Below are 25569 nucleotides of genomic sequence, written 5' to 3' on the forward strand. Positions count from 1 at the left end.
GGGGCCCCGACGCCGGTCGGGGCCCCGGCCCGCGGACGGTGGTCGGGCGCGGGGCGGTCAGAGACTGATGACGCCGGTGCGGGTGTCGGTCATGTCCATGAGGGTCCACTTGCCGCCGATCCGGCCCCAGCCGGTGGAGCGGTTGCCGGCACCGCCGAAGGGCATGTTGATGTCCCACCAGTTGTTGCTCTCGTTCACGATGACCTGGCCGACGGCCATTTCCTCGATGAAGCGGAAGGCGGAGGTCATGCTCCGGGTGAAGACGGCGCCCTGGAGGCCGAGCTTGTCGTCGTTGGCGATGCGCAGCAGATCGTCCTCGTCCTGGCCCGTGATGATCGGCACGACCGGTCCGAAGGACTCCTCCCGGGACAGCAGGCTGTCCTCCGGCACCCCATCCACCACGGTGAACTCGTAGTAGAGGTCGGTGGGGTGGCCGGAGGCGCGCTTCCCGCCGAGCAGGATGCGCGCGCCGCGCTCGCGTGCGTCGGCCATGTGACGGTCCATCTTGGCCGCGACGCCCTCGTTGTTGAGCGGGCCGAGGACGGTCTTGGGGTCGAACGGGTCGCCGAGCGTGATGCGCTGGGCCTCGCGCAGCACGGCCTCGACGAACTCGTCGTGGATGTCGGCGTGCACGATGACACGTTCGGTGGCGCAGCAGACCTGTCCGGCGCACGGGTAGGCGCCGTCGACGGCGGCCTTGGCGGCGGCCTCGATGTCGGCGTCGGCGAGGACGACGAGCGGGCCGTTGCCGGAGCACTCCATGATGGAACGCTTGAGTCCGGCGGCGGACTGGATCTTCGCCCCGGTCGCGGTGGAGCCGATGAAGCCGATCGCGTGGATGCCCTCGTGACGTACCAGCGCGTCGCCCGTGTCGCCCTCGCCGGGCACGATGTTGACGAGGCCGTCCGGCAGCCCGGCGGCGACGAACGCCTCCATCGCCTTGAGGACGGTGAGCGGGGTGTTGGCCGGCGGCTTGACCACATGGGCGTTGCCGGTGGCCAGGCCGGGGGCGACGAACTCGGCCAGCATCAGCAGCGGGAAGTTCCACGGCGTGATGATGCCCCAGGTGCCGACCGGGCGGTGGAAGGTGAACATCCGCTTGGTGTTGTCGGTGGAGGGCAGCGTTTCGCCGTGCAGTCGTACGGCGTCCTCGGCGTGCAGGTGGAAGAGCTTGGCCGCTTCCTCGATGTCGGCGACGGACTCCGCGAGCGGCTTGCCCTGTTCCAGGGACTGGAGGCGGGCGAGTTCGTCCACGCGCTCGCTCAGCTCCGTACCGATGCGGTGGCAGAGCTCGGCGCGGGTCCACACATTGGTCGCTGCCCAGGCCGGCTGGGCCTCGTTCGCGGCACGCACCGCGGCGTCGACATCGGCGGGCGCGGGCAGCGGGAAGGTGCCGACGAGAGCGCCCGTGGCGGGGCTGACGACCTCGTGGGTGGTCCCTGAGGTGCCGTCGGTGAAGGCGCCGTTGATGAAGAGCTGGTGCCGGTCGGCGGTCGGGGTGGTCATGCGTTGGCCTCTCTGTCCTGTCCTGACCGGGAAGAGGCGTGCCGGCTCGAAGCCGCGCCTGCCCGGGTCCGGTGCGAAGCGATGACTGGAGACTCGCTGAGCAAACAAGAACTGTCAAGACTGCTGGATCAGCGAATCCCAAAGTCGATCATTGCTGATTCGTGAGTATTGACAGGTGTTTTTCGCTTCATCTATAACCAGGGCCCATCGACTCTCCTGCCTGCGCCCACCCTGAGGGGAACGCCATGTCATCCGAGCCACAGACCTCGGCACTGCCCAAGAAAATGAGCTGGTTCGACGGATTCGCGATGTCGCTGACCATGCCGGCGGCGCTCATCGCCTCACTCGGTGCCTCCATCGGCGGCCTCGGCGCCTGGGGCGCGATCGCCCTGTGGGCCGCCTCGATGGTGCTGGCCACCGCCACCAACTGGATCTACACCGAACTGGCCGCGATGTTCCCCGAATCCTCCGGCGGGATCGCGCACTACGCGACCGAGGGGTGGAAGAAGCGGGCGCCCGTGGTGGGCCCGATCGCGAGCATCGGCTACTGGTTCCCCTGGACGACCGCGCTCGCCGTCTACTCCGGACTCATCGGCTCCTTCGTCCAGGCCCAGTGGTTCCCCGGCCAGGACTGGAGCGCGGAATTCGGACCGGTGAAGGTGGACTTCCCGATAGCCGTCGGCCTGATCGTGATGCTGCTGCTGTTCGGCGCCGCGATGATCGGCCTGCACGTCGCCATGTGGGTCGTCTACGTCACCGGCGGAGCGCTGCTCGTACCGCTCGCCGTCTTCATCGTCATGCCGCTGTTCTCCGGTGACTGGAGCGCACAGGGCCTGCACTGGAACCTGCACGGCGCCTCGGGACTGCGCGAGGCGCTGGTGTGGCTGTACGTCATGGCGTGGACCTCGTTCGGGGTGGAGGTGTGCGCGACCTTCGCCCCCGAGTACAAGGACACCGTGCGCGACACCACCCGGGCGTTGCGCGCCGGTGTGCTGTTCTCCCTCGGGGTCTTCGTCCTGCTGCCGCTGACCCTGTCCGGGTACGTCGGCGAGAAGACCATCGGCGCGGAACCCACCACCTTCTTCGTCGGTGCCTTCCAGGACCTGGTGGGCGGCGCCGCCGACCTCATGGTGGTCTTCCTCATCGCGTCGCTGCTGCTCATCATGATCACAGGTCTCGCCGACGGCTCCCGGGTGCTGTACGAGATGGGCAAGTCGGGGCTCACCATCAAGCAGGTGGGGGTGCTGAACAGACGCGGCGTACCGGCACGGGCCCTGCTGGTGGCCCTGGTGCTCAACGTCTTCGTGCTGACGGTGCTTCAGACCCCGCTGGCCATCATCGTCACCGGCAACCTCGGCTACATCCTCACGCACGTCCTGGCGGTCTCCGGCTTCGCGCTGCTGCGCAAGGACCGGCCCGACGCCGTGCGGCCCATCCGGCTGCCCGGGTTCTTCGTGCCACTGGCCTGGGCGCTCGCCGGGTTCCTCACCGTGGTGCTGGTGGTGGGCGCGACCGGCTTCTCCATCACCGGCTACGGCGGCTACACCGAACTGGGCGTCGCACTCGCCGTCCTGGTGGCGGCTGTACTCCTGTGGCTGTACCGGATCAAGGTGCAGGACCGGCGCGCCACCGATGGCCGTCGGGCCTGACGGCCATCGGCGTACGAACACCGGAAGGGCGTCGGAATCAGGCGGAAAGCCGTCCTGTGGGCGGAGCGACATCCCTAGGCTCTGCCCCATGCGTGTACTTTTCGCCTCGACCCGCGGATCGGGCCACTTCCACCCACTCGTCCCCTTCATCGACGCGTGCACGGCACGGGGCGACGACGTCCTCGTCGTCGCCCCACCGGGACTCGAACCATTACTGGCGACCCGGAAACAGCCGTACCGCATCGGCGGGGAGCCGCCCCACGAGGAACTCGCGCGAGTCATGACAGACGTGCTGGCACTGTCCCCGGACGCCGGGGTCGCAGCGATGACCAGCGAGGTGTTCGGCCGGCTCGGCATCACCGCGATGCTTCCCGCGCTGGACGAGGCGTGCCGCGACTGGCGGCCCGACCTCGTCGTGCACGAGGCGTACGAGTTCGCCTCGGTGGTGGCCGCCGAGCGTCATGGCATCCCGCATGCCCGGGTCGCGGTCGCGGCCGCGCGGTTCACCCGGTCCACCGACCCGCTGCTGACCCCCGTGCTCGAACCGTACGGAACCGGCATCGCCCAACGGCTCCTCACCGCCCCGTACCTGACCCGCCTGCCCGCTTCCCTGGACCCCTCGCCGTACGCCGTGACCCACCGCTACCACGAAGCCCTCCGGCCGGGTGTGCTGCCGGACCGGTGGGGCGGAGCGCAGGAACCACTGGTGCACCTCACCCTCGGCACCGAGGCCGGCGCCCTGCCGACCGCGGCCGGCCTGTACCGGGCGATTGTCGAAGCGGTGAGCGCACTGCCGGTGCGCGTACTGCTCACCACGGGGCACCTCATCGATCCGACGGACCTCGGACCGTTGCCGCCCCGAGTCCATGTGGAGCAGTGGGTGCCGCAGGTGGACATCCTGCGCAGTGCCTCCCTGGTGGTCTGCCACGGCGGGTCGGGGACGGTCTACGGCGCCCTGGCCGCCGGCGTCCCGCTGGTCTGCGTCCCCCTCTTCGCCGACCAGCCGGTGAACGCCCGACTGGTGGCCGGGGCGGGGGCGGGGACGGCCGTCACCCCGACCGGCGGCCCGGTCGACGAACCGGCGGTGCTGGGCCCCGACGACGTAGGGGGCATCCGCGCGGCCGCCGAACTGGTCCTCAAGGAACCGTCGTACCGTGCGCGGGCCGAGTGCCTGGCCGACGAGATGCGGGCCACCGCCACGGCCGCGGAACTCCTCGACACCCTCGAACCGTGAACCGGAGACCCGTGCTCCCGGAGCACGACGGGGCCGTCGGCCCGCACGTCCGTACGGTGGGTGTAGCCGCGCCCAGGTGCTGGCGCGGCGCACGGGTGGGCATGGGAAGGAGATGGCACGCGTATCCGCACCCGTGATCGAGCTCGTCCGGCGAACGACCGAGCCCGTCGGGGCGCAGACCCTGCGCTCCACGGCGGCCGCCGTCATCGCCTATGTCGTGGCGGTGTGGGCCCTGCCCCATCCCGCACCGCTCACGGCCCCGCTCACCGCCCTCCTCGTCGTGCAGGTCACCCTCTACGCGACCCTCACCACGGGGATCCGCCGGGTGAACTCCGTCGTGGTCGGGGTGCTCATCGCCACTGCGTTCACCGCGCTGGTGGGCCTCAACTGGTGGAGCCTCGGGCTGACGATCTTCGTCTCGCTGATCATCGGCCGGCTGGTGCGCGTCGGCGAGTTCGTACCCGAGGTGGCGATCAGCGCGATGCTCGTGCTGGGCGTCTCGCAGGTCGCCTCGACCGCCTGGGACCGTGTGCTGGAGACGCTGATCGGCGCGGGCGTGGGGCTGCTGTTCAACCTGCTCCTGGCGCCGCCCGTGTGGGTGCAGCCCGCGGGCGCCTCGATCGACGGACTGGCCCGTGAGATGGGACTGATGCTCCGCGCGATGGGAGAGGACGTGGGCGGTCACATCTCCGTCGAGCGGGCGGCCGACCGGCTCCACGCGGCCCGCCGCCTCGACCACGACATCGTCGAGGTCGACGCTTCGCTGCGGCAGGCGGAGGAGAGCCTCACGCTCAATCCGCGCGTCCGGCAGGGACTGCTGTACCGGGTCGTGCTGCGCACCGGCCTGGACACCCTGGAGATCTGCGCCGTGGTGCTGCGGGTGTTGTCGCGGACCCTGACCGACCTGGCCAAGGCCCGCACCGAGGAGACGCTGTTCCCCGCCGATGTGGCCGAGTCCCTGACGGAGCTGCTCGGGCAGCTGGCCGGTGCCGTCGAGAGCTTCTCCGAGCTGATCACCACGCCGCTCGCGGCGAACGCCGAGGAGGCGGAGGCCCGGCTGGCACACGCACTAGCCGCCAGCCGGGCGACCAGGGACCGGGTGGCCGATCTGCTCCTCGAAGACGTCCAGGAGCATCCCGGGCAGTGGCAGCTGCACGGCGCGCTGCTCGCCGAGATCGACCGGATCCTGGACGAGCTCGACATCGACAAGCGCACGGAACGCCTCGGCAAGGAACTCGACCGGCGCTCCGCACAACTCCACGAACGTCACCCCTGGCTGCGTGCCGTGTCACGCCGGCTGGGCACCGGGCAGAGCTGAACGCGGGGCGTGCGGCGTCATCCGGAGGCCGGCAGGCGCTCGATGGCGACCAGCGCGGCGTCGTCCCCCAGGAGGCCGCCCGCACGGCGCAACAGGTCGGCACACAGGGAATCCAGCAGGACGTCGGGGCCCGCGCCGCACCACGAAGCGGCCCGCTCCCTCAGCGGATGGAAGCGCCCCGACCGGTCCCGGGACTCGATGACACCGTCGGTGTACAGCAGCAGGATGTCACCGCCCTCGAAGCAGAACGTCTGCGCCGAGTGTTCGGTGACCACCAGGCGCGCCGGACCGAGCGGTGGGGCCGGCGGCCGCACCTCGAGCGGGATCACCTCACCCGCGCGCAGGAGGAGCGGCGGGGGAGGCGATGCGGGGAGGAGCGGGGCCGGGCGGTGATATGAGCTCAGACGGTCGCAGCCGGCCGCGTGTTGCCGGTGCGGCCGGCTGCGACCGGTGTCCTACGGAACCAGCAGGGAGTCCGAGAGCCGGGGCGACGGCGGCGCGACCCCGTCCAGTGTCGCGGCGTGCAGTGCGGCATGCTCCTCGCGGGAGACGACCGACCGGCCGCCGCGCACCGTGAGCCGGTGCCCCCGCGGGGTCGTCCACCGCACCTCGGCGCAGTCACCGGCCACATCCACCTCGGGATCCGGCGTGGGCTCCGCACCCCGCTCCGTACCGGACGGCACCAGGGACAGGGTCCCCGCCGCGAAGGTGTCGCCGAGCGCCGCCCAGTCCAGCTCGGCCGGGGTCGCGCTCTCGAAGAGCACCACTTCGATCCGCACCCCGTCGGCGTGCGGGACCAGCCGGGCCGTCGGCGTACGGCCGCCGAAGTCGCCGCCGGCCAGCCTGAAGTCCAACCGCGCCGTCCCGAGGTCGAGTTCGACGCCACCGTCGATCGCGGTCGTCTCCGCCACCGGCGGCGCGCCGATCGCGTCCACCACCAGGCGCAGCGACCGCGCCCGGAACCGGTCGCCCGGCTCGATCATGTCGAGGTGGTGGTGCCGGTCGCCCGCCGGGCAGGCGAATCCCGTCAGCCAGGCCACATGCGGACCGCTCTGCACGGTGGAAAGCACGCCCGAGGCGAAGTCGAAGTCCTCCGCCCCGTCGTCCTTCATCAGATGGACGTGCAGATGCCCGGCGCTCCCGTCCGGGCGGACCCAGTGGCCGAACAGCGGACGTCGTTGCAGCCAGGTGTCCTGGTGATTCACGCTGCCCAGGGTGGTAACCGCGTCCAGCCAGGTGGTGCCCGTCTCCGGGGACGGGCTCTCGGCGAACAGCTCCCGGTGCTCCCGCTCGCCCTCCAGTTCCAGCAGCCGGGGCCGGACCCAGTCGGGCATCCGGTAGTCCACGCAGGATTCCACCCCGGTCGCCATCTCTCCCCGGACCGGGCGCGGCACCGGCGCGCCGAGCACCCCGCGCACCGCCTTCACCAGGAACGGCGGCACCCCCAGGTCGTTGCTGTAGCAGCGTGCCATCGGGCCGGAGAGCTGACGGGTCGGCGGGTGCCAGCGGGCCAGGAAGTGCAGCCAGAGACGGTCGTGCAGCCGGTCGTTGAGCTCCAGCACCTCGTCGTCGTCGACATGCTCCCTGATCAGGGTCAGGGTCTGGAGCACGACGCCCCAGTAGGACGGGCTGTTGAACTCGGTGAAGCTGCCGGTGCCGTCGATGGCCTGCGAGAGCCGCACCATGCGGTCCTTGCCGTACGCGAACAGCTGCTCGTCGTCGAGGAGCTTCCCGGCGGCGAGTGTCACGAACGTGCCCATGACGGCGACGTTCGTGTACGTCAGGTGCACATTCCTGCGGACGATCGACGCGGCCGCGTGCCGCAGCGACTCCCGCAGTTCGTGCCGCACGTCGGCCGGCAGGCCGTCGCCGTGGCGGGCGTCCACCAGCAGGAGGGCGATGCCGAGGAAGTCCGCCCAGTTCCAGTCGGCCGGGTCCATCTCCGCCGCCGGTTCCTCGGCGTAGTAGCCCCAGATTCCGTAGGTGGTGTTCTCCGGCGACCGGTCCTGGAGCCCGGCGATCCGCAGGATCACGGCGTGGGCGCGCTCGGCATCGCCCTCGCCGCCCCGCTCCAGCAACAGGAGGGCATAGTGCAGGGAGTTGCGCGTGGGGTGTGCGAGACCGCCCTTGATGTGGGTGTGGATGGGGTTGTACGGGGCTTCGACCTGCAGCAGGTTCGCCTCGGCGTCCCAGCAGCGGTCGCCCTCGGCAAGGGCTGCTCGCAGCAGGGCGGCGTCGTACTCGGCGGCCGACCAGGCAGGGTGCACGGGATGTCCTCCAGCTCGCGATCGTCGGGCCGACGATCTTCGACAACGCTTGGGAAACGTTTTCCAGAGGCTAAGCCGAGGTCTGCGCTCCGGCAAGGGGCATACGGTGGACTCCGGCTCAGAAGGCCGCCCCCAACCCATTGACGCGGCGATATCGGACAGTGCAAGGTGACCCCGGCTGGAAAACGCTTTCCAGCCGGTTTCCGGTCTGCCCCTGAATGGAGTCCCCGATGAGACCCTCCCTGCGCATCGCCCTGACGGGCGTCACCGCGGGTGCGCTCGTCTGCGTGCTTGCCTCGTGTTCCGGTTCCGGCAGTGACACGGCGGGCGACGGCACCGTGACGATCACCGTCTCCGGGCGCCCGCCCGCCACCAACGCGGCCGCGCTCAAAACGTTCGACGCGCGGGTGGCGGCATTCGAGAAGGCCAATCCCAAGATCAAGATCAAGACGAACGAGTACCAGTACGACCAGCAGAGCTTCCAGACCAAGGTGGGCGGTGGCAGCCTGGAGACGATCGTACGGGTGCCGCTGACCGAAATGTCGGGCCTGATCAAGCGGAAGCAGATCGCCGATCTCACCTCCGACTTCAAGGCGCTGAAGCACAGCGAGGACTTCAGCGACGTCGCGCTCGGGGCCGCGAAGGGTATGGACGGCAAGCTCTACGGAATCCCCACCGAGGAGTACGCCCTCGGCCTGGTCTACAACCGCGACCTGTTCGAGAAGGCCGGACTCGACCCGGACAAGCCACCGACCACCTGGCCCGAGGTCCGTACGGCGGCCAAGGCGATCACGGAGAAGACCGGCGCCACCGGATACGCGCAGATGACCAAGGAGAACACGGGCGGCTGGATGCTCACCGCGATGGCGTACTCCTTCGGTGACAGCATGCAGGAGGAGTCCGGCGGCAAGTGGGCCAACACCTTCGACCGTTCCGGCAGCGGTGCGGAGAAGTCGCTGAAGGCGCTGAAGGACATGCGCTGGACCGACGACTCGATGGGCAAGAACCAGCTGCGCAACATCACCGACATGGAGAAGGACTTCTCCGCCGGGAAGATCGGCATGACCATCGCCGGCCCGAGCATGGTCGGCCACTACGTCCAGCAGTACAAGGGTGACCCGAAGACCATCGGCCTCGGCGCCATGCCCGTCGACGGCGGCAACAAGCGGACCCTGGCCGGCGGCACCATCGCGGTGATCAGCCCCAGGGCCACCGCACAGCAGCGTGAGGCCGCGACGAAGTTCATCGACTTCTACTACCTCTCCACCAAGTACGACGTCGCGCTCGCCGAGCAGGACGCGGTGGCCAAGAAGAAGGACGGCGCCGTCATCGGCGTGCCGAGCGTCCCGTTCTACAAGCCGGTCGTCGCCGACCCGGTCCAGACCGCGGTCGACAAGCAGGCCAACGTGCCGGTCGGGAACTTCGCCCCGTACAGCAAGACGCTCGGCGACTACGAACTGGCCATCGAGCCACCCGTCGAGGCACAGAACGTCTACAAGGCCCTCGACAGTGCCGTGCAGGCCGTACTGACGCGCCAGGACGCCGACCCGGCGGAGCAGTTGAAGAAGGCCGCGGCGCAGGTCAAGTCCCAGGTGGAGCGGGCACAGAACTAGCGCCCCTCCCGGCAGCGGAGCGTCCGGTACATCAGGCAGTGAGCACAGCACGAGGAGAGGCGAGGAGACGTCAATGAGCAGGTCGCAAGCGCCTGCGGCGCCCGCCGGGAACCGCACCCAGAAGGATCGGACGAAGAAACAACGTTCCGCCGACCCGGCCGCGGCCCGGCCGCGGAACCCCGACGGGCCGCCGCATCCGGCCTCCCCGCATCGCGGCGGCCCGGCGGAACGCTTCGTCCGCTGGGTCAGGCAAGGGGGTGTCAGCACCATCCTGTTCGGCCTGCCGATGGTGCTGTGCTTCGCCTACTTCTCGTGGTGGCCGATCGTCCAGAGCGTGCAGCTCAGTTTCCAGCAGACCAATCTGGTCGACCCCGCCACCTGGGTGGGGCTGGACAACTTCCGGCATGTGCTGGACGACCCGCTGCTGTGGAAGGCCGTCCAGAACACCGCGCTGTTCGCCGCGCTCGCCCTGGTGATCGGCTTCCCGGTGCCGCTCTTCCTCGCGGTGCTCATCTCCGAACTGAGGCGCGGCGGCACGCTGTTCCGCATCCTCGCCTACCTTCCGGTGGCCATCCCGCCGGTCGTTTCGGTCCTGCTCTGGAAGGTGTTCTACGACCCGGACGCCGGCCTCTTCAACCAGCTGCTGGCCCATGTGGGCCTCGGCCCGTACCCCTGGCTCCAGTCCACCGACACCGCGATGCTGTCGATCGTGCTGGAAGCCACCTGGGCCGGCTTCGGCTCCACGGTGATCATCTACCTGGCGGCGCTCGGCTCCGTACCGACCGAGCTGTACGAGGCAGCCGAGATCGACGCCGCGGGCATCTGGCGCCGGGTCTGGCACATCACCCTGCCGTCGTTGCGCGGGGTCATCCTGATCATGCTGCTGCTCCAGATCATCGGCACCCTCCAGGTCTTCACCGAACCCTTCGTGATGACCGACGGCGGGCCGGAGGACTCCACTCTCACCATCCTGATGCTGATCTACAACTACGCCTTCCAGAACGGCGACTTCGGAGCCGCGACCGCACTCAGTGTCATGCTGGCCCTCGTGCTCGGCGTGCTCTCGGCGATCTATCTGCGGGCGACGAGGAGCTGGAGCAACTGATGGCCGTACAGACCCCCCTTCGCACCCGCCGCAGGAACCGCCCCGAGGAGAGCGCCCGCGGACTCATATCCGGTGCCGACCGGCGACGGACGTCCGTACGCTTCTCCCTCCGCTCCGTGCAGACCCTCTCGCTCCTGCTGCTGATCGCCTTCGGAGCGGCACCCCTCTACTGGACGTTCAAGGGCGCCGTCTCACCGACCCAGGAGCTGCTGCGCGACCCGCTGGCGCTCTGGCCCGACCACGCGCAATGGGACAACCTCTCCCGCGCCTGGACCGAACTCCAGGTCGGCCAGTACCTCTGGAACACCGTGGTCCTGGTCACCGGCTCGGTCGTCGCCCACCTCTTCATCGCCACCACCGGCGGCTACGTGCTGTCCGTGCTGCGCCCCAAGTGGGCAACGCCCGTGCGGTGGATGGTGCTCGCCACCCTCTTCATCCCCGGCTCCATCTCCCTGGTGGCGCTCTACCTCACCGTGCTCGACCTGCCGGGCCTCGGCATCTCCCTCGCCAACAGCCCGTGGGGCGTCTGGCTGCCGCACGCGGCCAGCGCTTTCACCGTGCTGATCGTGATGAAGTTCTTCGACGGCATCCCGCGCGAACTCTTCGAGGCCGCCAAGGTCGACGGGGCGGGGCCGTTCACCATCTTCCGCCGGATCGTGCTGCCCATGTCACGGCCGATCCTCGCGGTGGTGACCCTGCTGACGGTCATGAACTCCTGGAAGGACTTCCTCTGGCCACTGATCGTCATCCCGGACACCGAGAAGCAGCCCATCTCCGCCGCACTGCCGCGCCTCGCGGAAACGGCGGAACAGTCGCTGCTCATCGCCGGGATGCTGCTCGCCATCCTGCCCCCGGTCGTGCTGTTCCTGATCTTCCAGCGGCAGATCGTACGTGGCGGCGGAGGCTTCACCGGCCTCAAGGGATGAAGACCACCCGGGGAACAACCGCGGACCCCCGTCCGCGGCGGCCGACGGCGGCAGCGGTGCGCGCCGACGGCACACGGGCCGGTGTGCTCCGCCGGGGTACAGCCGACGGAGCACACCTCCACCCGGGAACCACCGATACGCACCGCGCCGATCCGATCGAGAGGTTGCCTCGATGGAACAGAACGGCACTATCCGGCCAGGTCCGCTGGCTCCGGCCAGAATAAGGGGTCGTTCCAAACGGTCCGCCGCATGGGGCGGCGCCGCCGCCCTGCTCGGCTGTCTGCTGGTGGCGGCGCCGTTGCCCGGCACGGCCCCGGCCGCCCACGCGGCCGGCACGCTCACCGTCACCTCGCCCGACCTGATCTTCGTCAAGGGACAGGCGAAGATCACCCTGACCTCCGACCAGGCCTCGGTGGCCTGGAAGGCCGTCGACGACCAGGGCCTGACCGTCGCGTCGGGCACCGCACCGGTCTCGGGCGGCACCGCCACCGTCGACGTCACCAAGCTCGGCAGCGGCTACTACACGCTCACGGCGACCGCCGGCACCACCACCCGTACCGCCAACTTCGGTGTACTGACCGCGCTGACCGGCAAGGAACAGCAGGACACCCGCTTCGGCACGGGCATCCACTACGGATGGAACGGCGGCGACGACCAGAAGCTGCTGCGTTCGGTCAAGCTGATGGGCATGCACGGGATCCGCTCCGACATCAACTGGGGCGCCATCGAGAAGACCCCCGGCACGTACACCTGGAGCAATTACTCCACCGACCAGCACATCCCGTACGCCAAGTCGCAGGGGCTGACCGCCCTGCCCATCTCCGGCTACCGGAACCCCAACTACGACGGCAACCGGACACCGGCTTCCGACGAGGCACTGGAGGCCTACGGGAAGTTCACCGCCGCCGCCGTGGAGAAGTACCAGCAGTACTCGAAGGAGGTCGAGATCTACAACGAGTACAACTCGACCGGCTTCAACAACGGCACCTGCGGCATCACCGCCGACTGCTACCTCAAGCTGCTCCAGGCGAGCTACGGCAAGGTGCACGCCAAGGTCCCGGACGCCACCGTAGTCGGCGGCGGCCTGGCCGGTCTCCAGACCGACTGGCTGAAGCGGCTGTACGCGATCGGCGGCCTGAAGTACATGAACGCGCTCAGCGTTCACCACTACGGCTACCCGAACCCGCCCGAGACCGCGCTGGAGAAGCTGCCGCAGGTCCGTGCCGACCTGGACGCGGCGGGCGGCAAGAACTTCCCGCTGTGGATCACCGAGAACGGCTACCCGACCCACAGCGACGGCGTCACCCCCGCTCAGCAGGCCGCGTACGTGCCGCGCGCCCAGATCTTCTCGTTCGCCTCGGGCGTCAACCGCTACTACTGGTACGACCTCACCAACGACGGCACCGACGTCACCAACAAGGAACACAACTTCGGTGCCTTCAAGCGTCCCACCGCGGAGGTCAAGGCCTGGCAGCCCAAGCCGTCCGCGGTCACCGAGGGCGTGCTGATCCGGCAGCTCGCGGGCCGCGGCTACGCGGGCCGTGACGACGCCGGCTCCGCCGACGTCCGCTCGTACCGCTTCGGCACCGGAACCGACACGGTCCGGGCCCTGTACACCACCGCCGCGACCCCGGGAACGGCGGAGCTGACGGCCGGCGGGCCGGTAACCGTCACGGACCAGATGGGCCACGAGAAGACCTATCTCCCGGTCGGAGGCAAGGTACAGCTCGGCATCGACGGCAAGGTGCTGTACGTCAAGGGCTCGGTGAGCGCGGTCAAGACCGTGAGCGGCCCCGTGTTCTCCCTCCGGCTGCCGCAGCACTCCAACACGGAGGAGACCGTCGACGCGGTGCTCCAGGTGGACGGCACCAAGGGCCGGACGCTGCCGCTGCGCTACGACTTCCGGATCGCCGGGGAGAAGCACCGGGTGACCGCCCAGCCCGGCAAGGTCGTCCGCCAGACCGTGCAACTGCCCACCTCGGCGCTCACCGGCACGCGTTCGGTCAGCGGCACGGTCGGACTCGGGCCGGTGAACATCGCCCGCCTCACCTCCGACACCGAAGTGGTGCCGCCGACCCAGGTCACCTTCGACCCGGTGGTGAAGCAGGCGGCCCCGTTCGCCGCCGCGCTGAAGGTCACCGTCACCAACAACCGCGTCCACAGCCCGCTCGAACTCACCAAGCTGGACTGGCAGGTGAACTCGGGCGACACCTACCTGGACCGGGGCACCATCGACGGGCCGATCAAGGTCGGCACCGGGTCCAGTGCCTCGTACACCGTGGACGCGCGCAACATCAAGCAGTGGAAGCGCTACTGGACGGCCGCCTACATCAACACCCCCGACGGCGCCAGGACCGCCGTGGGTGCCTGGAACGGCTGGGGTGCCGTCCAGCCGTCCGGCACCGACACCACCACACCGATCGACGTCATCGCCGACGGCTCGGTGAGCTACAAGGGCGGCTACAACGGCGCCGCCGACCTGTCCGGCGCCGTCCGGCCCCAGTACACCGACGCCGGACTCGTGCTCAAGGGCGCGATCACGGACAACGCCCTGGCACAGCCCGCCACCACCGCCGAGAACATGTGGCAGGGCGACAGCATCCAGTTCGCCGTCACCCCCCAGGTGCCGGGCCGAAGCAAGCAGTACGTCGAGTTCGGCGCCTCGCTCGTGGGCGGCAAGCCGCAGGTCCACACCTGGCGGGCGCCGTCCGGCCAGTCCGCCGGAACGACCCCGGGAGCCACCGCGCAGATCACCCGTGACGGCACCACCACCCGCTACACGGTGACGGTACCGTGGGCCTCGCTCGGCCTCGCCGGCAAGCCCACCGAATCCATCGGGCTCGGCTTCGTCGTCAACGACAGCGACAACGACGGCCGGGCGCGCGGCTGGTCGGAGTGGGGCGGATCCATCGCCAACAACTCCAAGAGCGCCGCCGGCCTGCGGGCCGTCCAGCTGACCGGCTGATCCACCCCGACGGGCGGGGCCGGGTGCACCTGACAGCACCCGGCCCCGCCGCTCCATGCCGTGCCGCCGCGCGGCACACTGTTGTGAATCCCACCGTGAGGAGACCAGCTCCATGGCCCTGTTCGACATGCCGCTGCCCGAACTCCGCGCCTACCGGCCGCAGATCGACGAACCGGACGACTTCGACGCGTTCTGGTCGAAGACCCTCGCCGAGACCCGCGCCCATGACCCCGCGGTCTCCTTCGAACCCGTCGAGACCGGGCTGAGCGGCCTGCGCACCTGGGACGTCACGTTCGCCGGCTTCGGCGGCCACCCGATCAAGGGCTGGTTCAGCGCCCCCGCGAACGCCGAGGGCCCGCTCCCGCTCATCGTCCAGTTCCACGGCTACAACGGCGGCCGCAGCCTGCCGCACTGCTGGGGCCTGTGGCCGCTGGCCGGATTCGCCCACTTCATCATGGACGTGCGTGGCCAGGGCAGCGGCGGCAACGTCGGCGACACCCCCGACCCGGTCGGCTCGGGCCCCTCCCACGCGGGCTTCATGACCCGGGGCATCGAGGACCCGGAGAGCTACTACTACCGCCGGGTCTACGCCGATGCCGTACGCGCCGTCGAAGCGGCCCGGTCCCACCCGCTCGCCGACCCCGCCCGCACCGTCGCGCTCGGCGGCAGCCAGGGCGGCGGCATCACCCTCGCGGTCGGCGGACTCGTCCCCGACCTGGCCGCCATCGCCGCCGACGTCCCGTTCCTCTGCCACTTCGGACGGGCCGTCACGCTCACCGACGCCGACCCGTACGCGGAGATAGCCCGCTACCTCAAGATGCACCGCGGCAAGGAGGAGACCGTCCTGCGCACCCTGTCGTACTTCGACGGGGTGTCCTTCGCCGCCCGCGGCAGCGCCCCCGCGCTCTTCTCCGTCGCCCTGATGGACCAGACCTGCCCGCCGTCCACGGTCTTCGCCGCCCACAACGCGTACCCGGGCGAGAAGGAGATCGAGGTCTACCCGTTCAACGGGCACGAAGGCGGTGCCATGTTCCAGGAGGCCGCCCAGCTCCGCTGGGTGCCGAAGGCGCTGAACAGGGCGGTCTGAACCCTGCCGTGCTCCGGTCGGCGTGGTGTGGATCACGGACAGGGTGTGGACAGCACTTGTATGGTCCACCGGGGCGTCCCGTAACCCCGCGAACTGCAAGAACGAGGGCGGACAGTGCGGCAGAAAGCCTATGCGCAGACGATGCGTGTCATCGCCTGCGCGCTGATGGTGTGGCAGGTCTGGATGATGTGGTACATCGCCAGTCACGAGGCCGTGTCCGTGCGGTGGAGCTGCGACGGGACCGGCGGCTGCGCCAGCGACCAGCTCGCTTCCGCGTCCGGCTTCCTCGGAGCGGGCTCGGCCGTCGTCCTCGGTCTGCTCTCCGCCCGGTTCCTGCACCGGGCCACGCCCGGGGCGATGGTCGTGCTCTGTGCCCTCGCCGCGATCACCGGCTGGTACGACGCGATCGCGGAGGGCCTGGTCGAGTACGACTCCACCCCCTCCTTCAGCCTCCTCCTCCCGATCAGCGGTTTCTCCGTCTCCACCTGGCTCGTCGTCCTGTGGTCCATCGCGGGCGTGGGCTGCCTTGCCGCCTGGTGGGGCGCGGCCGTCAGCCTGCGGCGCACCGCGGGGCTGCGCAGGCTCTCCCGCCGCTACACCACTGCCGACGCGGTGCTGGAGGGCTGGCGCTCGGTGGGCCGCAAGTACGGTGAGGTCACCGTCGTCTTCGACGACACGGCCGGGGTGCGTCACGAGGTCCCTGCCGTCGTGGAGCGAGTCGCCCTCAGGCGGGACGTCCTCGCCGTGTACGACGCCGACCGCCCCGACGACCCGGCCCTCACCAGGGTCGTCATTCCCCGCCGGAAGGTGCTGCGCCTCTCATGACCACGTCGACCTCTCCCGCGTCCTCCCTGCGCGGCTTCTTCAGGCTGTTCACCGTCGTGTCCGCGATCGGCACAGGCCTCGCGCTCACCGCGGTGGTCCAGGGCGCCGTGGAGGGGCCCCGCTGGCTGCTGATGCTCGGGCTCCCCGCGACGGCCCTGGCCCTGACGGCGTACGGCAAGGCGGCCGAGGACATGAAGTCGGGCGTCGCCCCCGGCCTGCGCTCCGGCGGCCCGCGCGCCTTCGCGCCCGCCGTGGTCAACGGGGTGAAGGCCGTGAACAAGGAGAACGGACGGATCGCCATCGACGGGCAGGCCGTGAACTCCGTGTTCGCCTTTGACCTGACCGTGGTGACCGACGATCTGCCGCCGTACCGGATCGAGGTCCGTCACCCCCTCGACCTGCAGGGGCTGCTGCACAGGTCCAGGGCGGTCGTCGAGTACGACCCCGAGCAGCCCTGGCGGGTCGTCGTCCCCAACAACCCGCCGCGCGAGTGGGTGGCCCGCGCGAACAGCCTCAACCCGCCGACGGACGAGGTGAAGCGCCGCGCCGGCGGTGTGCCGGCTGGCTTCCGCGCACTGGTGTCGGGTGTGGTGATCGCGGCCGTGCTGCTGGTGCTGGTACGCGTGTTGGGCTGAGCCGCCGCGGGCTCAGCTGTTGCGGGCTCAGCCGTTGCGCGGATACTTCTTGAGCACCTTGCCGTTGATGTCGGCCCGCAGATAGGCACCGCCGTACTCGTCCAGGACGTAGACGCTGAGCGTCGGCTGGTAGTCGTCGAACGGGGAGGCCGGATCGATGTCCACGTAGTGGCTGGTGGGTTCGGCGACGCCGAGTTCCTTGTCCGCCCGGCGTATCAGCCCCGGGAGCGCGTCCCAGTTGAACTTCTCCAGGTCCACGGACTTGGCACCCTGCGCGAGCGTGCCGCCCGCGCGTTCGCGGGTGGCCTTGCCGTCCCGGTAGACGAAGACGTCGTACAGGCCCTTGTTCTTCGTGACCGGGGCCTCGACGCTCGCGTGTACGTCGTACAGCGTGAACGAGGTGACCCTGGTGCCGCCCATCACCGGCTTGAGCGCCGCGATGACGGACCGCGCGGCCGACGGCGTCAGCAGATTCCTGGTCGGCGCCGCGGCCTGCGGTGCGCTCTCCTTCTCCTCGGTGGCCGAGGCAGCACCCGAGGGACGGCCCGAGGCGGACGGCGTGCTGCCGGAAGCCTTTGTGTCCGAGTCGGGCACCAGAGACCACACCAGGACGCCGGACAGGGTGGTCCCCGCGAGAGCGGTGGTGACCGCGACGGCGCGGCCGCGCCGGACCCGGCGACGGATCTCCTGGGTCCCCAGCGTCGCGGGCTCCGGACGCGGGGGAGTGGCCCCGGCCCGGCCGCCGGATCCGGGCGCACCGGCCGGTCGCCGGACGGGGGCGGTGGGCAGCACGGTGGTCGGGCCGGCCTGGCCGAAGCGGGGCGGCACCGCGTCCTGCCGGGTGGGCGGGTCCTGACGGGGCGGTACGGCATCCTGCGGTGCGGCACGGCTCGGTCCGGGTGCCCCGGCCGGTTCGCTCACCGGCGCGATCACCGCTGCCAGCATCCGGTCGAGCTCCCCGGGACCGGGCCTGACGGTCGTGTCCCGGGTCAGCAGCGCGTCCAGCACCGCGGTCAGCGGACCCGCCTGCCGGGGCGGCGGTATCTCCTCGTCCAGCACGGCCGCCAGCGTCGCAAGCGTGGTGGCCTTGCGCAGCGGATGCCGGCCCTCCACGGCGACGTACAGCATCATGCCGAGCGACCACAGGTCGGAGGACGGGTCGTCCTCCTCGCCGCGGATGCGTTCGGGTGCCATGTAGTCGGGGGAGCCGATGATGGAGCCGGTCGCCGTCAGACTGGTGGACTCGCGGATCGCCGCGATGCCGAAGTCGGTGAGCACCGGGCTCCCGTCGGCCCGCAGCAGTACGTTGGCGGGCTTGACGTCGCGGTGCAGGATTCCGGCGGCATGGGCGGCCCGCAGCGCGGACAGCACCCCGCGGCCCAGCTCGGCGGCCTCGACCGGGGTGAGCGTTCCCTCGGCCAGGCGCTCCGCGAGCGAGGCGCCGGGCACCAGCTCCATCACGATCCACGGGTACGTCCCGTCACCGCCGTCCACGATGTGGTGGACCGTGACGACCCCCGGGTGGTCGAGCCGGGCCAACGCACGGGCCTCACGCAGCACCCGCTCACGCAGCAGCCTGGCCGACTCCGGATCGTTCTCGGTGAGCGCCGGGTCCGGGGGCCGCACCTCCTTGAGCGCCACATCGCGGTGCAGCGCCAGGTCGTGGGCCCGCCAGACCATGCCCATGCCGCCACTGCCGAGCCGGTTGACCAGCTCGAATCGGTCGTCGATCACACGGCGCACAGGCCCCCCAGCGTTCATGGAGAAAAAGAGTACGGGGCGGGTGCGCGGCGATGCACACCCACCCCGTACGCCTCACACGTCGTTGTTCGGTGTGAGCCTGAGTGTCACGATCTGGAAGGGCCGCAGCACCAGCCGGACCACATCGCCGTCCACCTCGGCGCTCTCGTCGGCGAGCGGACGCTCCAGCAGGTCCGTGACGCTCGCCCCGGCCAGGGCGAAGCCCGCCGTCAGACGGGCCGAGACCCGTCCGCCGTGGGCCTCGTGAAGCCGGACCACCACATCCCCGCTGCCGTCGTCGGCGAGCTTCACCGCGGTCACGACCACCGCGTCGTCGTCCACCGAGACCAGCGGGGCGACCTCGGCACTGCCCGGCACCCGGCGCTCGGGAAGGCTGAAGTGCCAGCCCTCACGGACCGCGTCACCGATCGTCGCCCCCGGCAACAGCGCGTACCGCAGCCGGTGTACCCCCTGGTCGGTCGCCGGGTCGGGATAGCGGGGCGCCCGCAGCAGCGACAGCCGCACCGTGGTCGTGGTCGCACCGTCCTCGCGGACCGTACGGGTCACATCGTGCCCGTACGTCGAATCGTTGATCAGCGCCGCGCCCCAGCCCGGCTCACCGACGTGCAGGAAACGGTGCGCGCAGATCTCGAACTTGGCCGCCTCCCAGCTGGTGTTGGTGTGCGTCGGCCGCTGGACGTGCCCGTACTGCGTCTCCGCCGTGGAGTGATCGGCGCGCACATCGATGGGGAACGCCGCCTTGAGGAACTTCTCCTGCTCGTGCCAGTCGACCTCGGTGTCGATGTCCAGGCGCCGGGCACCGGGCCGCAGCGTCAGCAGCTGGGTGACGCGGGACGAACCGAAGGTACGCACCACCTCGATGCCGTCGCCGCTGCGGCGCACCAGGTCCGCCTCGGTCAGATCGGTCACCGTGTTGCGGTAGAAGGCGTCGACGTCCCACGCGTCCCACCGGTTGGGCAGATCGGGGTGGACCTGGAGCAGATTCGCCACGTTGCCCGGGGCGATGGTCTCGCGCCCGGTCACCAGGTCGACGACGGAGACCACGAGCCCCCGCGCGTCCACGGTCACCCGGAGCACCCCGTTGTCCAGCCGGAAGCCGGAGTCGTGCGCCACGACCGCCACGGCCGGCTCCGGGTCCCGCGGAGCGGGCGCCGCGCCCCCCGCCGCGATGCCGGCCCGCATGTGCGGAGCGGAGTTGAAGATCAACGTGCCGTCGCCCTCCGCAGCGCCGGCCAGGGCCCGCTGGGCCGCCCCGATCACCGCTTCGAGCTCCCCGGCGATCCGGGCGTACGTCGCCTCGGCCTCTCGGTGCACCCAGGCGATGGACGAACCCGGCAGGATGTCGTGGAACTGGTGCAGCAGCACGCTCTTCCAGATCCGGTCCAACTCCTCGTGCGGATAAGGGAATCCGGTCCGGACGGCGGCGGTGGCTGCCCACAGCTCGGCCTCCCGCAGCAGATGCTCGCTGCGCCGGTTGCCCTGCTTGGTGCGCGCCTGCGAGGTGTACGTACCGCGGTGCAGCTCCAGATACAGCTCGCCCAGCCACACCGGCGGCCGGTCGTACTCCGCCTCGGCGGCCTCGAAGAACTCCGAGGGCCTCTCGATCGTCACCCGGGGAGAGCCCTCCAGATCCGCGAGCCGCTCGGCCCGCGCCAGCATCTCGCGGGTGGGGCCGCCACCGCCGTCGCCCCAGCCGAACGGCACGAGCGAGCGGGTGGCGTGGCCCTTGTCCCGGAAGTTCTCCTCGGCGTGCGCGAGCTCCTCACCGGACAGTTCGGCCACATAGGTGTCCACCGGCGGGAAGTGTGTGAACACCCGGGTGCCGTCCAGCCCCTCCCACAGGAAGGAATGGTGCGGGAACGGGTTCGTCGTGTTCCACGAGATCTTCTGGGTGAGGAACCAGCGCGAGCCGGAGAGCTTCACCAGCTGCGGCAGCGCCGCCGAGTAGCCGAACGAGTCGGGCAGCCACACCTCCTCGGTCTCGACCCCGAACTCCTCCAGGAAGAACCGCTTGCCGTACACGAACTGCCGGGCCAGCGCCTCCGACCCGGGCATGTTGGTGTCCGACTCGACCCACATCCCGCCCACCGGAACGAACTGACCGGCGGCGGCCTTCTCCTTCACCCGGGCGTACAGCGCGGGCTGGTGCTCCCGCAGCCAGTCCAGCTGCTGTGCCTGCGACATCGCGAAGACGAACTCCGGGCGGTCGTCCATCAGCGCCACCACGTTGGAGGTGGTGCGGGCGACCTTGCGCACCGTCTCCCGCAGCGGCCAAAGCCACGCCGAGTCGATGTGCGCGTGACCCACCGCCGACAGCCGGTGCGCGGAGGCGTGCGCGGGGGAGGAGAGCACGGCCCGCAGCCGCTCCCGGGCGGCGGGCGCGCTCGCTCCCACGGCGTCCAGGTCCAGGGCGTCCAGGCAACGTTCCACCGCGCGCAGGATCTCCCAGCGGCGCGCCGAACCGAGCGGCAGCTGCCGCATCAGCTGGTCGAGCACCTCCAAGTCCTGGACCAGCTCCCACACCTGCTGGTCGAAGACCGCGAGGTCCATCCGCTCGACGCGGTACAGCGGCTCGCTGCCCGCGGTCTCCCGGTCGCCCAGCGGACTGACACCGTCCAGGATCTCCGGATTGGCGGCGGCTTCGAGGACGTACGTGAACTCCTCGCCGCCCGCCACCGGTTCGCCGACCCGCAGCCAGGTGTTGCGCGGGTTGAGCGCCTTGACCACACTGCCGTCCGGCCGGTGGGCCAGTGCCTCCGCGGAGAACCCGGGGCGGTCCTTGGCGAAGCCGAGGTCGATCACCGCCTCGACGGTCTCACCGGCCCAGTCCTCCGGGACGCGGCCGGTCACCCGGAACCAGCTGGTGCCCCAGGCCGGCCCCCAGTCGTCGCCTACGGTGCCGGGCTTGTACGGGGCGGCCAGCGCCTCGGTGAAGGGCACCGGTTCGCCGGGGGCGTGCCAGACCTCGAATTCCAGAGGCGAGGTCCGGGGGTGGACGGCGGGGCGGATGCGCTCGCGCAGGGCGCGGCCGAGCCGTTCCTCGGTCAGTGTGCGGTCGTCATGCATGTGTGAAGGGCCCCTCTGGACGAAATGTGTGCAACGCGGTGGTGGTTCACGGGAGTTCGTCGAAGCCCACGCAGGGCAGTGACATCCCGTCGGCCGTGGCCAGGAGCTTCTCCAGCCGGGCCGGTGACACATGGTTGGCCTCGTGGGCGTCGGCGACGCAGTGGGCGTAGAGCGTGGTCACGCCGCCGTGATCGGCGGTCCGGCGCAGTGCCGCCTCGACGCCGGCCAGATCGTCCCCGTACGCGACGGTCCCGCGCCCGGAGTCCACCGAGCAGCCCGGCAGGACCCGCCGGGCGGGGACGTCGCCGGCCGGGACGTGGAGTTCGGCCGCCAGTGACGGATCGGCGCGACGGCCGACCGGTACTCCGCCGCGCAGTCGCTCGAAGAGTGTGAGGAGCAGCCGGTCGGTCTCCTCGTCGCGGGCACTGCACGGGTAGGCGAAGCTGCGGGCCGGAAAGCCGAGGCGGCGCAGTTCGTCGAGGGCGGGCACCACCTCCCGGTCGAGATAGGCGCCCGCGCCGTGCGCGGCGACGAATTCGGGTGCGCGCTCGTGCCGCAGACCGTGGCAGCCGACGGTGTGGCCGTCGTCCGCGAGCCGGCGCAGCAACCGCACCTCGTCCCGGTCGAGCCGGTCGGGCTCGCAGATGAAGAAGGTGACCCGCGCGCCGTACGAGGTGAACAGCGGTGCGGCCGCGGCCCATTCGCGTACGTGCCGGTCGTCGAAGGTGAGCAGCAGGGCGCGGTCGGCACCGCTGTCCGGGCGGTCGGTCATCGCCCGGACCCCCGTGGCGCCCAGCCGGGAACGGAGCCGTGCAGCGCGGTGTAGAAGGGGTCGCCCGGGACGATCTCGCCGGCCCGGACCGGGTGACCGGTGAGCGCCGCCTTGTACATCGCGGTGATCAGCTCCAGGGAGCGGCGGCCGTCCCCGGCGCTCGCCCTGGGCCGCCGCCCCGCCCGCATGTCGGCCAGCAGGGAGCGGAGCTGGGCGCCGTGCGAGCTCGGCACGTCCTCGGCCGGGGAGTTCCAGCCCGCCACCCGGCCGGGGGCGACACCGGGCGCCGGGGTGTAGGTCCAGTCGCCGTTCCCGTATCCGTACAGATGGTTCAGCTCGATCGTGGCGTCCCGCAGATCGATCCGCAGATGGCTCAACTGACGTGGTGAAAGTGCGCTGTTGACCACGGTGGCCAGCGCGCCCGAGGCGAAGCGCACGGTGGCGGTGGTGACGTCGTCGGTCTCGACGTCACGGGCCAGCCGGCCCGCCATGGCCCGGATCTCCGCCCAGTCACCCAGCAGTTCGAGCAGCAGGTCGATCTGGTGGATGCCGAGCCCCATGGCGGGGCCCGCGCCCTCCGTCTCCCACTTCCCGCGCCAGGGGACCGCGTAATAGGCGTCGTCGCGGTACCAGGTGGTCTGGCAGTGAGCGACCAGCGGCGCCCCCAACTCCCCGGAGGCGATGAGCGACTTGGCGTGCTCGGCCCCCGAGCCGAACCGGTGCTGGAAGACGATCGGGGCGTACGGGCCCTGCTCGCCCTCGGCGGCGGTCATGGCGTCGTACTCCGCGAGACTGAGCGCGGGCGGCTTCTCGCACCACACCCAGGCCCCGGCGGCCAGGGCGGCGACCACCTGCTCCCGGTGGGCCACGGGCGGCGAGGCGATCACGACGAGATCGGGACGGAGCTCGCTCAGCGAGGCGGCGAGATCGGTGGAGTGGTGGGGGAGTGCGAAGTCGGTGGCGAAGGAGCGGGCGGCCGCGGGATCGGCATCGACGGCGCCCACCACCGCGAAGTCCGAGGGAAGTTCGAGGAACGCCGGCATATGGACGGCGCGGGCGATGTTGCCCGCGCCGACGAGCAGTACACGGTAAGGAGTCACATTCACAGAGGGCCGTCCAGGCTGAGGGCGTGAGCCGCCGGGATTGGTAAGCGTTTTCCAGCAGCTCGGGAAAGTGCCCTTCCCGAGGGAAGGGCAGTGGGTTTCAGAGAGTGGCGTAGAGCGCCCCGGCACTGGTCACCGGTCCGGTGCGGAGCCGGTCCGGCCAGTCCAGGGTGAGACCGAGAGAAGTGCTCAACCGGTCCTGGAAGGAGGCGAGCTGGTGCTCGCTCCCGCGGACCGCACGCGGCGGCAGCCGGTGCTCCAGGCAGTACGAGACCAGCGCGCCGACGGCCTCACCGATGCTCCACTGGCCCGCGTGACCGCCGAGAGCCGGCGCGCTGAGATGCGTGGCGCCGATGTTCCGCCCGGCCGGGAGCAGATTGTCCACCCGTACGGGCAGCAGCGCGCCCAGCGGCAGCTGGAACGGCAGGCACTCCAGATCCAGCCCCGCGCCGCCTCCCGTCCCCGGGTGCAGGGTGATCCGGGAGCGCAGTGTGCCCACGCTGTCCGTGAAGGTCTCGGCGCCCGGCGCCCCGGCCCGTGCTGCGGCGGTCAGATGGTGCTCCAGCAGGGTGAACTCGGCCCGGATGCGCCGGGATTCGCGTACGTGCGCGGCCTTGGCGAACCCGTCTTCGGTGCCCGTGACATCGGGCCTCAGCCGCAGCTCGGGGTAGCCGTGACCGCCGTCGTGCCGGGGCGCGCGGGTCTGCATCCAGTACAGGAAGGACATGGCCTGCTCGCGTGCCTCCTGCTCGGCCGGTGCCCGTGTCTCCTCCCCGGCCCCGGTGAGCGGGAGCCGGGTGTAGGCGGTCTGCTCCCAGTCGACCAGGGTGATGTCGCTGTCGAACGTACCGGGCAGATACCTGCTCCGGGCGAGCGCCCGCAGCTGGTGCCAGCGGTCGTTGGGCGGTGCCGCCCAGGGTGGGACGTCGTCCGGCTCGTGCAGGAACAGCGGCACGGAGCGGGCCGGTCCGTCGCCCGGTTCCGCGGTGTCCCAGGAGAAGGCGTCGGACCACCGGGCGTAGCCGGCCGGCCGGTCGACGGTGTGGTCCTCGCCGGGGCGGTGGTCCAGGGCGAAGACCCAGGAGACCGGCTGCTGGTCCAGCGGATCGGCGACGGCGGGCGCGTGCGGTTCGCCGGTCTCCTCGCGGGACTCGGCGCCGGTGACATGCTCGACGCCCGCGAGGGCGAGCAGCTCGCCCAGGTCCGTCGCGTCGACGACGAAGGGGGCGCTGACCGTCAGCGGCTCGCCGTCCGCCGTCTCCAGGGTGACCGCCGTCACCCGGTCCCCGTCCGCCTGGGCCGCGACCGGTCGGTGGCCGAGCAGCAGGGTGAGCCTGCCGGAGGCGAGGTGCGGGGTGAGGAGCTCCTGGACGACCGCGAGTGCGGCGCGCGGCTCGTGGCTGAGATGGCCGGTGGTACTGAGGCCGGGGTCGAGCAGCGGATCGGCGAACGGCTCGGGGCAGAGCGGATAGTTGCGCCGGTAGAAGTCGCGTATCCGCTCGCGCAGATCGCGGTAGCCGGGGGAGACGGGGTCCAGTTCGATGCGGTGGCCGTCGGCGAGCGGCACGGCCTGCGCTGTGAACAGGCCACCGGGCCAGTCGGTCGCCTCGGTGAGCACGACGCGGTGTCCGAACCGGGCGGCGGTCAGCGCGGCGGCGAGACCGCCGAGACCGGCACCGACCACCAGGACATCGGTCCCGAGTTCGCGGGTACGGGGGGTGGGGGCGGCGAACACAG

The 25569-nt window shown here is 70.8% G+C and carries 18 protein-coding genes; 10 read left to right on the forward strand and 8 right to left on the reverse strand.

The features are described 5' to 3' along the window. Positions 1-57: 57 nt before the first annotated feature. Positions 58-1506: an aldehyde dehydrogenase family protein gene (locus ABZY11_RS22470; RefSeq protein WP_356480844.1), complete on the reverse strand. Its 1449-nt coding sequence runs from the start codon at positions 1504-1506 to the stop codon at positions 58-60. A gap of 245 nt (positions 1507-1751) precedes the next feature. Here ABZY11_RS22470 and ABZY11_RS22475 point away from each other — a divergent pair, with 245 nt between their 5' ends. From ABZY11_RS22475 to ABZY11_RS22485, 3 genes are all read left to right on the forward strand, one after another. Next, positions 1752-3155, forward strand: a complete 1404-nt coding sequence (locus tag ABZY11_RS22475; protein WP_356480845.1) for an APC family permease — start codon at positions 1752-1754, stop codon at positions 3153-3155. An 88-nt stretch (positions 3156-3243) separates the two neighbouring features. Then, on the forward strand, positions 3244-4389 hold the full coding sequence (locus ABZY11_RS22480; protein ID WP_356480846.1) for a glycosyltransferase: 1146 nt from the start codon (positions 3244-3246) through the stop codon (positions 4387-4389). 112 nt (positions 4390-4501) lie between these two features. Next, positions 4502-5707 (forward strand): aromatic acid exporter family protein, encoded by a 1206-nt coding sequence (locus ABZY11_RS22485; RefSeq protein WP_356480847.1) that lies wholly within the window; start codon positions 4502-4504, stop codon positions 5705-5707. Between the two features lie 17 nt (positions 5708-5724). Here the strand turns inward: ABZY11_RS22485 and ABZY11_RS22490 are convergent, their stop codons facing one another. Next, positions 5725-6111 carry a SpoIIE family protein phosphatase gene (locus ABZY11_RS22490; protein WP_356480873.1) on the reverse strand — a complete coding sequence of 129 codons (387 nt, stop codon included), beginning with the start codon at positions 6109-6111 and terminating at the stop codon, positions 5725-5727. A 51-nt stretch (positions 6112-6162) separates the two neighbouring features. Beyond that, on the reverse strand, positions 6163-7974 hold the full coding sequence (locus ABZY11_RS22495) for a hypothetical protein (protein WP_356480848.1): 1812 nt from the start codon (positions 7972-7974) through the stop codon (positions 6163-6165). A gap of 230 nt (positions 7975-8204) precedes the next feature. Between ABZY11_RS22495 and ABZY11_RS22500 the strand changes: the two genes are divergently transcribed. From ABZY11_RS22500 to ABZY11_RS22530, 7 genes are all read left to right on the forward strand, one after another. After that, a complete protein-coding gene (locus ABZY11_RS22500; RefSeq protein ID WP_356480849.1) occupies positions 8205-9587 on the forward strand; it encodes an extracellular solute-binding protein in 1383 nt (460 codons plus the stop codon). Positions 9588-9660: 73 nt separating this feature from the next. Then, entirely contained in the window at positions 9661-10692 is a 1032-nt protein-coding gene (locus tag ABZY11_RS22505; protein ID WP_356480850.1) for a sugar ABC transporter permease, read from the forward strand. Beyond that, positions 10692-11618: a carbohydrate ABC transporter permease gene (locus ABZY11_RS22510; RefSeq protein WP_356480851.1), complete on the forward strand. Its 927-nt coding sequence runs from the start codon at positions 10692-10694 to the stop codon at positions 11616-11618. Before ABZY11_RS22505 ends, ABZY11_RS22510 begins: the two co-directional genes overlap by 1 nt. 172 nt (positions 11619-11790) lie before the next feature. Continuing rightward, complete coding sequence (locus tag ABZY11_RS22515; RefSeq protein ID WP_356480852.1) at positions 11791-14583, forward strand: hypothetical protein; 2793 nt, start codon at positions 11791-11793, stop codon at positions 14581-14583. Between the two features lie 112 nt (positions 14584-14695). Beyond that, positions 14696-15670: an acetylxylan esterase gene (locus tag ABZY11_RS22520; RefSeq protein WP_356480853.1), complete on the forward strand. Its 975-nt coding sequence runs from the start codon at positions 14696-14698 to the stop codon at positions 15668-15670. A gap of 141 nt (positions 15671-15811) precedes the next feature. Next, positions 15812-16495 carry a hypothetical protein gene (locus tag ABZY11_RS22525; protein ID WP_356480854.1) on the forward strand — a complete coding sequence of 228 codons (684 nt, stop codon included), beginning with the start codon at positions 15812-15814 and terminating at the stop codon, positions 16493-16495. Next, positions 16492-17130 (forward strand): hypothetical protein, encoded by a 639-nt coding sequence (locus ABZY11_RS22530; protein ID WP_356480855.1) that lies wholly within the window; start codon positions 16492-16494, stop codon positions 17128-17130. The genes ABZY11_RS22525 and ABZY11_RS22530 overlap by 4 nt, the downstream gene beginning before the upstream one ends. A 27-nt stretch (positions 17131-17157) precedes the next feature. Here the strand turns inward: ABZY11_RS22530 and ABZY11_RS22535 are convergent, their stop codons facing one another. The 5 genes from ABZY11_RS22535 to ABZY11_RS22555 all read right to left on the reverse strand — a co-directional run bounded on the left by ABZY11_RS22535 (position 17158) and on the right by ABZY11_RS22555 (position 25567). Next, positions 17158-18891, reverse strand: coding sequence for a protein kinase (locus tag ABZY11_RS22535; RefSeq protein ID WP_356480856.1), 1734 nt, complete (start codon positions 18889-18891; stop codon positions 17158-17160). Between the two features lie 54 nt (positions 18892-18945). Then, positions 18946-21957, reverse strand: coding sequence for a glycoside hydrolase family 38 C-terminal domain-containing protein (locus ABZY11_RS22540; protein WP_356480857.1), 3012 nt, complete (start codon positions 21955-21957; stop codon positions 18946-18948). A 46-nt stretch (positions 21958-22003) separates the two neighbouring features. Beyond that, the gene (locus ABZY11_RS22545) at positions 22004-22729 is read right to left on the reverse strand and encodes a polysaccharide deacetylase family protein (RefSeq protein WP_356480858.1); all 726 of its coding nucleotides are present in this window, start codon (positions 22727-22729) and stop codon (positions 22004-22006) included. Beyond that, entirely contained in the window at positions 22726-23829 is a 1104-nt protein-coding gene (locus tag ABZY11_RS22550; protein WP_356480859.1) for a Gfo/Idh/MocA family oxidoreductase, read from the reverse strand. The genes ABZY11_RS22545 and ABZY11_RS22550 overlap by 4 nt, the downstream gene beginning before the upstream one ends. A gap of 103 nt (positions 23830-23932) precedes the next feature. Further along, complete coding sequence (locus ABZY11_RS22555) at positions 23933-25567, reverse strand: FAD-dependent oxidoreductase (RefSeq protein WP_356480860.1); 1635 nt, start codon at positions 25565-25567, stop codon at positions 23933-23935. Between the last annotated feature and the right edge of the window lie 2 nt (positions 25568-25569).

Origin of the sequence: Streptomyces sp. NPDC006510, from assembly GCF_040611955.1 — a bacterium.
Classification (GTDB): Bacteria; Actinomycetota; Actinomycetes; order Streptomycetales; family Streptomycetaceae; genus Streptomyces.

Excerpts from the sequence above, each read along its gene's own strand:
- ABZY11_RS22545 (WP_356480858.1), bottom strand. The coding sequence starts at position 22,729 with ATGACCGACCGCCCGGACAGCGGTGCCGACCGCGCCCTGCTGCTCACC.
- ABZY11_RS22475 (WP_356480845.1), top strand. The coding sequence starts at position 1,752 with ATGTCATCCGAGCCACAGACCTCGGCACTGCCCAAGAAAATGAGCTGG.
- ABZY11_RS22540 (WP_356480857.1), bottom strand. The coding sequence starts at position 21,957 with ATGCATGACGACCGCACACTGACCGAGGAACGGCTCGGCCGCGCCCTG.
- ABZY11_RS22515 (WP_356480852.1), top strand. The coding sequence starts at position 11,791 with ATGGAACAGAACGGCACTATCCGGCCAGGTCCGCTGGCTCCGGCCAGA.
- ABZY11_RS22535 (WP_356480856.1), bottom strand. The coding sequence starts at position 18,891 with ATGAACGCTGGGGGGCCTGTGCGCCGTGTGATCGACGACCGATTCGAG.
- ABZY11_RS22530 (WP_356480855.1), top strand. The coding sequence starts at position 16,492 with ATGACCACGTCGACCTCTCCCGCGTCCTCCCTGCGCGGCTTCTTCAGG.
- ABZY11_RS22500 (WP_356480849.1), top strand. The coding sequence starts at position 8,205 with ATGAGACCCTCCCTGCGCATCGCCCTGACGGGCGTCACCGCGGGTGCG.
- ABZY11_RS22480 (WP_356480846.1), top strand. The coding sequence starts at position 3,244 with ATGCGTGTACTTTTCGCCTCGACCCGCGGATCGGGCCACTTCCACCCA.
- ABZY11_RS22505 (WP_356480850.1), top strand. The coding sequence starts at position 9,661 with ATGAGCAGGTCGCAAGCGCCTGCGGCGCCCGCCGGGAACCGCACCCAG.
- ABZY11_RS22470 (WP_356480844.1), bottom strand. The coding sequence starts at position 1,506 with ATGACCACCCCGACCGCCGACCGGCACCAGCTCTTCATCAACGGCGCC.
- ABZY11_RS22525 (WP_356480854.1), top strand. The coding sequence starts at position 15,812 with ATGCGTGTCATCGCCTGCGCGCTGATGGTGTGGCAGGTCTGGATGATG.
- ABZY11_RS22520 (WP_356480853.1), top strand. The coding sequence starts at position 14,696 with ATGGCCCTGTTCGACATGCCGCTGCCCGAACTCCGCGCCTACCGGCCG.
- ABZY11_RS22485 (WP_356480847.1), top strand. The coding sequence starts at position 4,502 with ATGGCACGCGTATCCGCACCCGTGATCGAGCTCGTCCGGCGAACGACC.
- ABZY11_RS22510 (WP_356480851.1), top strand. The coding sequence starts at position 10,692 with ATGGCCGTACAGACCCCCCTTCGCACCCGCCGCAGGAACCGCCCCGAG.